The organism is Intrasporangium sp., assembly GCF_032907665.1.
Classification (GTDB): domain Bacteria; phylum Actinomycetota; class Actinomycetes; order Actinomycetales; family Dermatophilaceae; genus Intrasporangium.
On record NZ_JAJJPG010000126.1, the window covers coordinates 1 to 9,629 of the forward strand.

The 9,629-nt window shown below is 71.3% G+C and carries 10 protein-coding genes and 1 tRNA gene; 9 read left to right on the forward strand and 2 right to left on the reverse strand.

All coding sequences use genetic code 11. From position 1 onward, the window contains the following. A partial coding sequence (locus LOY02_RS15465) for an alpha/beta hydrolase (protein ID WP_317183258.1) occupies window positions 1-474 on the forward strand: 474 nt, incomplete at its 5' end. A 19-nt stretch (window positions 475-493) separates the two neighbouring features. Beyond that, window positions 494-1,711: a tRNA dihydrouridine synthase DusB gene (gene dusB / locus LOY02_RS15470; protein ID WP_317183259.1), complete on the forward strand. Its 1,218-nt coding sequence runs from the start codon at window positions 494-496 to the stop codon at window positions 1,709-1,711. 2 nt (window positions 1,712-1,713) lie between these two features. Here the strand turns inward: dusB and LOY02_RS15475 are convergent, their stop codons facing one another. After that, window positions 1,714-2,451, reverse strand: coding sequence for a hypothetical protein (locus tag LOY02_RS15475; RefSeq protein WP_317183260.1), 738 nt, complete (start codon window positions 2,449-2,451; stop codon window positions 1,714-1,716). A 64-nt stretch (window positions 2,452-2,515) separates the two neighbouring features. Between LOY02_RS15475 and LOY02_RS15480 the strand changes: the two genes are divergently transcribed. The 3 genes from LOY02_RS15480 to LOY02_RS15490 all read left to right on the forward strand — a co-directional run bounded on the left by LOY02_RS15480 (window position 2,516) and on the right by LOY02_RS15490 (window position 5,227). After that, a complete protein-coding gene (locus LOY02_RS15480; RefSeq protein WP_317183261.1) occupies window positions 2,516-3,154 on the forward strand; it encodes a YdeI/OmpD-associated family protein in 639 nt (212 codons plus the stop codon). Between the two features lie 136 nt (window positions 3,155-3,290). Further along, complete coding sequence (locus LOY02_RS15485; protein ID WP_317183262.1) at window positions 3,291-3,824, forward strand: SigE family RNA polymerase sigma factor; 534 nt, start codon at window positions 3,291-3,293, stop codon at window positions 3,822-3,824. Further along, window positions 3,821-5,227, forward strand: a complete 1,407-nt coding sequence (locus LOY02_RS15490; protein ID WP_317183263.1) for a hypothetical protein — start codon at window positions 3,821-3,823, stop codon at window positions 5,225-5,227. The genes LOY02_RS15485 and LOY02_RS15490 overlap by 4 nt, the downstream gene beginning before the upstream one ends. Window positions 5,228-5,282: 55 nt before the next feature. Here the strand turns inward: LOY02_RS15490 and LOY02_RS15495 are convergent, their stop codons facing one another. Then, window positions 5,283-5,417 carry a hypothetical protein gene (locus LOY02_RS15495; RefSeq protein ID WP_317183264.1) on the reverse strand — a complete coding sequence of 45 codons (135 nt, stop codon included), beginning with the start codon at window positions 5,415-5,417 and terminating at the stop codon, window positions 5,283-5,285. A 137-nt stretch (window positions 5,418-5,554) separates the two neighbouring features. Between LOY02_RS15495 and LOY02_RS15500 the strand changes: the two genes are divergently transcribed. The 4 genes from LOY02_RS15500 to LOY02_RS15515 all read left to right on the forward strand — a co-directional run bounded on the left by LOY02_RS15500 (window position 5,555) and on the right by LOY02_RS15515 (window position 9,476). After that, on the forward strand, window positions 5,555-6,805 hold the full coding sequence (locus LOY02_RS15500; protein WP_317183265.1) for a deoxyguanosinetriphosphate triphosphohydrolase: 1,251 nt from the start codon (window positions 5,555-5,557) through the stop codon (window positions 6,803-6,805). A 45-nt stretch (window positions 6,806-6,850) separates the two neighbouring features. Further along, the gene (dnaG, locus tag LOY02_RS15505) at window positions 6,851-8,815 is read left to right on the forward strand and encodes a DNA primase (RefSeq protein WP_410505962.1); all 1,965 of its coding nucleotides are present in this window, start codon (window positions 6,851-6,853) and stop codon (window positions 8,813-8,815) included. Further along, window positions 8,815-9,333 (forward strand): hypothetical protein, encoded by a 519-nt coding sequence (locus LOY02_RS15510; RefSeq protein WP_317183267.1) that lies wholly within the window; start codon window positions 8,815-8,817, stop codon window positions 9,331-9,333. The genes dnaG and LOY02_RS15510 overlap by 1 nt, the downstream gene beginning before the upstream one ends. A gap of 70 nt (window positions 9,334-9,403) precedes the next feature. Beyond that, window positions 9,404-9,476 (forward strand) — tRNA-Asn (locus LOY02_RS15515). Window positions 9,477-9,629 lie beyond the last annotated feature (153 nt).

The following is a 9,629-nucleotide window of genomic DNA, read 5'->3' on the forward strand; positions in this document are numbered from 1 at the left end:
CCGGTCGGACCGGGAGCGGCCGTCTACCGTGGCGTCGCCGCCGTGACGGATGCGCTCGGACCGGAGCGGATGACGAGGGTCAACGACCGCGTGCTGCGCCGCTTCTACCCGACCGAGCTCATCGAGCCGGTCATCGCCGGGGGGTACTGGTTCGCGCCGACGTCCGCGGCGTGGCGTGAGGTGATGGCCCACTGCCGGCCCTCGATGCTCTCCGGCGTGCAGTGCCCGATCCTCCTGCTCAACGGCCAGTACGACCAGTTCCGACTGGGGACGAAGGTGTTTCTCAAGGCCTGTCCCCGGGCACGGGCGGAGCTCATCCCGCGCGCCAGCCACCTGTCCAACCTCGATCAGCCTCGTGCCTTCGCGGAGGCGTTGCTGCGCTTCGCCCGGTCGGTGGAGGCGGACGCAGGGGTGGACCGCCCGGGCGACGGCGCGGCGGGCGACCCGCTCGGCGATTCGGCGCAGGACCGCTGATTTGGGAGAATCGGCGCTTGTGACCGATGCACCCACCCGTCCCGCGCCGCAGCACGCTGTGCTGCCCCCGCTGCGCATCGGCCGACATGTCATCGAGTCGCCCGTCGTTCTCGCGCCGATGGCCGGGATCACCAACCGGGCCTTCCGTCGCCTCTGCCGTGAATACGGCCAGGAGGGCACGACACTCGGTGGCGCGAGCGGGGCGACGAGCCTCTACGTGAGCGAGATGATCACGACCCGGGCCCTCGTCGAGCGGAACGCGGAGACGATGCGGCTCATCGAGCACGACGCCGACGAACATCCCCGGTCCATCCAGCTCTACAGCGTGGACCCGGCGACGGCCCGGGCCGCCGCACGCATCCTCGTCGAGGAGGACCGGGCCGACCACATCGACCTCAACTTCGGCTGCCCCGTGCCCAAGGTGACGCGCAAGGGCGGCGGTTCGGCGCTCCCGTGGAAGACGGACCTGTTCCGCTCCATCGTCGGCGCCGTCGTCGAGGAGGGGGCGCGGCGCGACGTCCCCGTCACCGTCAAGATGCGCACGGGTATCGACGACGAGCACCTCACCTATCTCGATGCCGGCCTCGCAGCCGAGCAGGAGGGGGCGGCAGCCGTGGCCCTGCACGGCCGGACCGCCGCCCAGGCCTACTCCGGCTCGGCCGACTGGGCGGCGATCAAGCGGCTCAAGGAGACCGTCACGACCATCCCCGTGCTCGGCAACGGGGACATCTGGTCCGCGGAGGACGCTCTGCGGATGGTCGAGGAGACCGGGTGCGACGGCGTCGTCGTCGGCCGGGGCTGCCTGGGACGCCCGTGGCTGTTCACCGACCTCGCAGCCGCCTTCGCCGGCTCCCCGGTGCGGGTGACGCCGACGCTCGGCGAGGTCGCCGACACCCTCCGGACGCACACCCTCTACCTCGCCGACTTCTACGGCGACGAGGGGCGCGCCTGCCGGGACATCCGCAAGCACATCGCCTGGTACCTCAAGGGCTTCCCCGCCGGTTCGACCGTCCGCAGCTCGCTCGCCCTGGTCGACTCGATCGACGCGCTCGACCGGCTCCTCGCGACGCTCGACCGCGACGCGCCCTGGCCGGGCGAGGCGGCCGAGGGGCAGCGCGGCCGGGCCGGGTCGTCACGCCACGTCGTCCTCCCCGAGGGCTGGCTCGACTCGCGTGAACTGTCCCAGGAGCACCGCCGCGTCGTCGCGCAGGCCGAGCTGTCCGTCAGTGGCGGCTGACCTCAGCTGATCCAGACCGTGAGCGGCCCGAGCCGTGTCGCGCCCGCCGCGACCGCCGCCTCGAGGCCAGCACCGGCCTCCCAGCCCACGAGCGGCAGCGCTCCCACGACCTCGCGGACAGCCGCTGTCGCAGCCCGCCACGTCAGTGCGTCGTCGCCCTGCCTGCCGAAGAGGTTGCTCACGCCTGCGACCGGTCCGGTCACATTGACGATGCATCCCGCGGCGAAGTCGTCCCCGGCGCTGCCGGCCGCGAGCAGGTGCACACCCGGCACGGTGACGAGCTCAGGTCGCAGGATGCCGGCGTCAGCCGGGTCGGCCGAGGCCCAGGCCCGGCTCCAGGCTGCCGCCTCGTCGAGGGAACGGACGCGGCGCCACGTGCGACCGTCCGTGCTGGTGTTCGTGGTGGCACCACCATCGGGCTGCGCACCAGCCGTCACGGCCTCCGGCGCGTCCCACCAGAGCCACTCGCCGACGACGAGCCGGGCGAAGTTCTCCGCTGCGAGGTCGAGCCGCGACCAGCTGTCCTTGATCGAGGCGCCGTCTCCCGGGGCGATCCGGGCCAGGAGGTCGTGCTCTGCGGCCTCCGGTGAGAGGGTCACGGCGTCCGGGTAGTAGGGCGGCGTCCGGCTCGGACACGTCCAAGCCAGGTCGTCGAGCACACCGGCCAGCCCGTGCGTGCGGCACACGACGTCGCACCAGAGGGCGTTGTTGCGGGCGGCGAGGACGATGCGATCGGTCACGGAACGATCATCCCCCACCACTTCCCGGGGACCGGCGTCGGTGGTCGGTGGCAGGATCGGCACCATGCGACAAGGGGGGACCGAGGAGCGGCCGGCGATCTTCTTCGAGGGGCCGGAGGACTTCCGGGCCTGGCTCGAGGCCAACCACGAGTCGACCGCCGAGCTCTGGATGGGGCTGAACAAGAAGCACGTCGAGCCCCGGGGACTCACCTGGGAGGAGGCCGTCCGGGAGGCGCTCTGCTTCGGCTGGATCGACTCGGTGTCCCAACGCATCGACGACGACACCCGTCGCCAGCGGTGGACCCCGCGCAGGCCGGGGAGCATCTGGAGTCGGGTCAACATCGGCATCGTCGAGGAGCTCACGGCAGAGGGGCGAATGCGCCCGGCCGGCCTCGCGGCCTACGAGCAGCGCAAGCACGACAACACCGGCCTCTACTCCTACGAGCAGGACGAACAGACCTGGCCACCCGACTTCGAGGCGGTCTTCCGCGCCGATGAGCCGGCATGGGCCTTCTGGGAGGCGGCCGTCGCGTCCTACCGCAAGGCGTGCGTCCACTGGGTCCTGTCGGCCAAGCGGGCCGAGACGCGCGACCGACGGATGGCCCAGCTCGTCGACGCCTGCCGCAGGAAGGAGCTGGTCGGCCCGCTGGCCTACGGGGCCGAGCCCGCTTGGGTGGAGCGCCTTCGCGCGAAGCTGCGCTGAGCGGCATACGGCCCTCCTCGGCACCTGTTGCCGGGACCCCGGGTCAGGTGACAATTCTCGGAGAGCTCGGGCAACCTTCTCGTCGTGCGGCGGCGTACAGGCGGTGACAGGCTGCAGCGGGAGTGACAGGGGAGTCATGCGGACACAGGGCGACAGTCGGAGGGACGAGGACTTCACCGCCTTCGTCAATGGCTACGCCGACCGGCTCCACCGATACGGCTACGTCCTGACCGGGAGCAGCGCGGAGGCCGAGGAGCTCGTCCAGGAGACCCTCGTCAAGGTGTACCTCGCCTGGGAGCGGGTCTGCGCGGACGGTTCGCCGCTCGGTTACACCCGCTCGGCGATGGCCCGCACGCACATCTCCCGGTGGCGATCCTGGACGCGCCGGACTGCCCTGGAGGACCGGGTCGTGCTCGACCGGACGTCGGCTCCGACGAGCTGGGAGTCCGAGGCGGACGAGCGTGACGCGATGTGGCGCGCCCTGACGGGACTGCCACCTCGGCAACGGGCTGTCGTCGTCCTGCGGTTCTACGAGGACCTGGCCGAGCGAGAGATCGCCGCAGCCCTCGGCTGCACCGTCGGCACGGTGAAGAGCCAGCTCTCCCGGGCCCTGTCCACCCTCCGCGGCCGGGGAGCCGCACTCTCGCTCGTATCGGAGGAGGCGCGATGAACGACCTGACCCACCAGACGCTCGAGGAGACGCTGGAGGAGCGGGCCGGGGCACTGCCGCCCCCCGCCACTTCAGGCCCCGCCCTCATCGCCCGTGCCCGTCGAGAGCGCCGCCGTCGCACCGCGCTCGGCACGATGGGCGGGGTCGCGGCTGCGGCCGCCGCCGTTCTCGTCGCGGTGCTCGTCACGCCGGCAGGGCCTCCCGAGCGCCCGGTCGGGCCGGCCTCCACCCCCGGATCGTCGCTGTCCTCATCGCCTTCCTCGTCGCAGTCCCGGGACGGCTCCTTGGGACAGGAACGACCCCTGAGCATCGACGAGATCGCGCGCATCAATGCCGGGCACGCCTGGGCGACAGCGCTCCCGGAGGGACCGCCGGTGGAGCGCGACCTCGGGTACCGCGCCTGGCGTGAGGCCGGCCGCATCGTCGTCGAGATCGGGGGCCGGCAAGCGAAGCTGCCTCGCGACGTCCGCCTCCTCGCCCTGCCGGTCAGGTTGGCGGACGGGTGGCTCTTCCTCGCGCAGCGCGGCTGGGGCGAACGGCCCGCCCAGCGTGTGTTCCACGTCAGCGAGGAGCACGGGTCCAGGCTCGTCGTCGGCGCGGAAGCCGTCTGGCAGATCGTGGCGGCGCCCGGCGGTCGTCGCTTCGCCGTGGTCAGCGCCGATCCGGGCGCGGACGGCAGCCTGGTCAGCAGGCTGTCCATCCACTCCACCGACGGCACGGAGGAGCGGCGAGTGCAGCTCCCTCAGTGGGAGGAGCCCCGGATCGCCACCTGGCAGGGTGATGTCATCACGCTCCCGGCCCCGTCCGGCGGGGTGACGCCACTGCGCAGGCTCGACCTGGGGACAGGTCGGTGGAGCGACGTTCGGGCACCTGCCTCGTTCGGAGAGATCAGCGCGATCCGGGTGCTTGCGCTCCCCGGTGCCATGGGCGGCGACCCGTCGAGGGCTCTCGTCGCCGTCGAGGAGCCCGACGGCAAGGAATGCCTGCATGTCCTGGGCGCAGCGGGTCTCATCCCGGACTCGCTCGGTTGCGCCGAGCAGACCGGGTCGCTGCACGCCACGGTCTCGCCGGACGGCAGGCACGCCATCGTCGGTGACGGCCACTACGACCGGGTCAACCCGGACCGTCCGGCCCGCGTCGTGGACCTTGCCACCTTGGCCGACGTCGAAGGAATCCCCGCAGAGGTGCTCGCCGTCGGGGTGAGACACCTCTACTGGGAGAACGACCACACGCTCATCGGACAGGCCACCCGGGTGTCGCCGGTGCACCGCTCCGAGGCCCTCTTCCGCTGGGACATCACGTCGTCCCGGGGGGAGGCCCTCGACTGGGACCTGGCGCAGAGCCCCTTCCCGCCGATCACGGTCGGTGCGCCCGATGAGCCCGCGGTGCAGCCAGGCCCCTGAGCGCCGACCAGCCGACGGCGGGGCGGAGATGGCAGAATGACGTGGGGCCGCGCCCTCAGCCCTTGGAGCGCGGCGGGATGATCTCGTGCTGCTTCGCCGCCTGCGCCTTGGCCTGCTTGTCCGCGCGCTTCTCCTTGATGGACTTGGAGGCCTTCTTGGACATGTGCGATCGCGGTGACTTGTCGGCCATGGCCTGCTCCTGACGCTCGGAAGCCCCGATGGCTTCCCGGCCAGTATGACCCAGAGCCCTCCACGACACCGCACACCACGGGAGGGCGGGCCTCGTGCGCAACCGGGCTCAGCGGCATACGGCCTAGAGTCTGGGTTGTGGCCTATACCGACGTCGACAAGGAGCGGTGGGTCGCGGAGGACCCCGCGCAGAAGCGGGCCGACCGCGACGACTTCTCCCGGGACCGCGCCCGCCTCGTGCACTCGTCCGCGCTGCGCAGGCTCGCCGGCAAGACCCAGATCCTCGGCGCCGGACACGACGACTTCGTGCGCAACCGGCTCACCCATTCCCTCGAGGTTGCACAGATCGGGCGCGAGTTCGGGGCTGCGTTGGGGTGCGACGCGGACCTCGTCGACACGGCCTGCCTGGCGCATGACCTCGGGCATCCGCCGTTCGGGCACAACGGTGAGATGGAGCTCGACCGGGTCTGCGCCGACATCGGTGGCTTCGAGGGGAATGCGCAGACGCTGCGCCTGCTCACCCGGCTGGAGCCGAAGCGGTGCCACCCCGACGGGACGCCTGCGGGACTCAACCTCACCCGCGCCTCCCTCGACGCGGCGACGAAGTACCCCTGGCTCCACGGTGCCGGTCCGGTGCCCACCCCGAAGTTCGGGGCCTATGAGGACGACCTGCCGGTCTTCGAGTGGATGCGTGCCGGCGCCGAGCCGGGCGTCCGGTGCTTCGAGGCCCAGGTGATGGACTGGTCCGACGACGTCGCCTACTCGGTCCACGACCTCGAGGACGCCATCGCATCGGACTGGATGGACCCTCGGGTCCTCCGCTCTCGCATGGAGATGCGCACGGTCCTCGAGATCGCCGGGGCGACCTACGCGCCCGACCAGGATCCTGCCGCCCTCGCTGCCGCCCTCGAGCGGATCCTCGCGACGGGGGCGATCCCGGCCGGCTTCGACGGTTCCCGCAACGCGCTGGCCGCCCTCAAGGACATGACGAGCCAGATCATCGGTCGCTTTGTGCGGGTCGTGGAGGTCGCGACGCGGGAGCGATACGGTCCCGGGCCGCTCACGAGATACGACGCCGACCTCGTCGTGCCCGACGAGACCCGCGCCGAGTGCGCCGTGCTCAAGGCAGTCGCCAACCAGTTCGTCGTCACGACCCGCGACCAGATGGTGCTCAAGGAGCAGCAACGCGACCTGCTCAGCGACCTCGTCGACCTCTACGCCGCCGAGCCGGAGACCCGGCTCGACCTCGACTTCCGCGCCGACTTCCTTGCGGCCGACGACGACGCGGCCAGGCTTCGGGTCATCGTCGACCAGGTCGCGGCGCTGACGGACGCACGGGCTGTCACGCTCCACTCGCTGTGGGTGGGGTCGAACGCTGCGCGCGCGTGACGACCTAGACTCACGGCAGCGAGAGGAGGCGGGATGGCGGGTCGGATCGGCGGTCTGATCAACTCTGACGACATCGCGACCGTCAAGGCACGCTCATCGATCGAGGACGTCGTTCGCGAGCACGTCACCCTCCGCCCGGCCGGGCCTGGGTCGCTCAAGGGGCTCTGCCCATTCCACGACGAGAAGACGCCGTCCTTCAACATCCGCCCGGCCGTCGGCGCCTGGCACTGCTTCGGCTGCGACGAGGGCGGCGACGTCATCTCGTTCGTCCAGAAGATCGACCACCTCACCTTCGCCGAGGCCGTCGAGAGGCTCGCCCAGAGGCTCGGCATGGAGCTGCGCTACGAGGACGGCGGGGCGCGGCCGCGCGAGGAGGGCCTGGGCCGGCGTTCGCGTCTGCTCGAGGCGCACCGCGTCGCCGAGGAGTTCTACACCGACCGTCTCCTCGCCGACCCCGCCGCCCGTCAGGCCCGCGACTTCCTCCGGGGCCGCGACTTCAACAGCACCCACGTCAAGCAGTTCGGCGTCGGCTTCGCGCCACGCGGGGGAGAGGACCTCGTGCGCCACCTGCGTGACAAGGGTTTCACCGACGACGAGCTCGTCGTCGGCGGTCTCGCGGGTCGAGGCTCCCGAGGGCTCTACGACCGCTTCCGTGGCCGGCTCGTCTGGCCGATCCGCGACATCACTGGCGGCACGATCGGTTTCGGCGCCCGGCGGATCTTCGACGACGACCGGATCGAGGCGAAGTACCTCAACACCTCCGAGACGCCGATCTACAAGAAGTCCGCGGTCCTCTACGGGCTCGACCTCGCGAAGAAGCGCATCTCCGCGGATCGGCAGGCTGTCGTCGTCGAGGGCTACACGGACGTCATGGCGTGCCATCTCGCCGGCATCGAGACGGCCGTCGCGACCTGCGGCACGGCCTTCGGCGCCGAGCACATCAAGATCCTGCGGCGCATCATGCGCGACGAGCCCGATCTCGCGCCCGCAAAGGTGATCTTCACCTTCGACGGTGACGCGGCGGGACAGAAGGCCGCCATGAGGGCCTTCGCGGACGACGCGAAGTGGACCTCCCAGTCGTTCGTGGCGGTGGAGAAGTCGGGGAAGGACCCGTGCGAGCTCCGGCAGGCCGGCGGGGACCCTGCCGTCCAGGCCCTCATCGAGGATGCCGTGCCGATGTTCGAATTCGCCGTCCGCACGACGATCAAGCGTTTCGACCTGGCCACCGCGGAGGGACGGGTCCAGGCGAACCGCGCGGTCGCCCCGATCGTCGCCTCGATCCGGGATCGGTCCCTTCGGCCGGAGTACACCCGCGAGGTGGCCGGGTTGCTCGGGCTCGAGGTGGAGCAGGTTGCCGCCGAGGTGGCCAGGGCGGGGCGCCTCCAGATCGACAGGTCGGGATCGGATGACCAGTCACGTCGTCGGCCGGGCGATCCGGCCCGGCGGGACGGATCGGGCGTGGGCGACGACGTGGCGGAGCCGGGGTCTGCCGAGGTGGCCGGCCTGGTGCCCGCACCCGACTACCGGGACCCTGTCGTGCTCGCCGAGCGACAGCTGCTCCAGGTGATCCTCCAGTTCCCCACGCTGCTGCGGCCGGGGGCGATCGACCTGCTCTCCGCTGACTCCTTCTCGGCGCCGGCGCACCAGGCGGTCTTCGACGGGATCAGGATCGCGACCGGCTCAGGCGAGCGTCCCTCCCTCGGCTCGTGGGTCTCGGCCGTGACCGAGGCCGCACCGAGCGCCGTCGCATCCCTCATCAGCGAGCTCGCCGTCGCCACCCTCCCGACGCGCATGGACCCGACGACCGGCCTACCGGGCTCGCGCTACGTCGAGGAGCTCTTCGACCGGGTGCGCACGGTCTCGCTGACGCGCCGGATCGCCGACGCGATGAGCGAGATGCGTCGGCTCGACCACGCTCAGCAGCCGGACCCGGAGCGGACGCGGGAGCTGGGCCTGGCGCTGCAGGAGCTGCAGCGGCAGCTCGCGCGGATCAAGGAGGGGATGGCCTGATGGGAATCTTCGATCGCGGTCGCAGGGGAGGGCTGCCCGACGACGTGCGGCGGGCCGTGCCCATGACGTCCGGGGACCGCATCATCGCCTGGGCGAAGGACGAGCAGACGGGTGGCCACGTCGTCGCCTCGACGCACCACCTGGCCTTCGTCGGCCCGGACTCGAGTCTTGCCTGGCAGCGGCCGTGGCACGAGGCAGAGGCGGGCACCTGGCAGGGCGACTCGCAGCTGCTCACCGTGACGTGGGTCGACCAGGGGCGACCGGCACAATGGCTGGTGCGGGACGCCTCGCTCTTTAAGCAGGCGCTGCGGGAGCGCATCCAGGCCAGCGTCGTGCTCAGTGACGAGTTCCGCACCGAGAGCCGCCGAACGGTACGGGTCGTGATTCGCCAGGACTTCGCCAACGGCACGCTGCTCGAGCAGGTCGTGCCCGGCAAGGGGGTCGATCTCGACGACCCCGCGGTGGCCGCCGAGGCGTCGACGAGGCTGGCCAGACTGCGCTCAGAGGTGGGCCTCTGAGGGGCTTCCGCGACTCCGCGGGCCGATTTCGGCACCGACGAACTCCTTTGCTATGGTTGCCCGGCAGCAATCCCCTGTAGCTCAACTGGCAGAGCAGCCGGCTGTTAACCGGCAGGTTGTTGGTTCGAGTCCAACCGGGGGAGCGCACACGACGAAGGGCGGCACCGGAGACGGTGCCGCCCTTTCGCTACCCCGCCACGTCGAGTGGCCACAAACGCAGTCCTCCCACCTCGCCGGGCCCGGCCTTTGGGGCCACTCGACTGGGGGTGGCCAAGCTTTTGGGGCCACTCGACTGG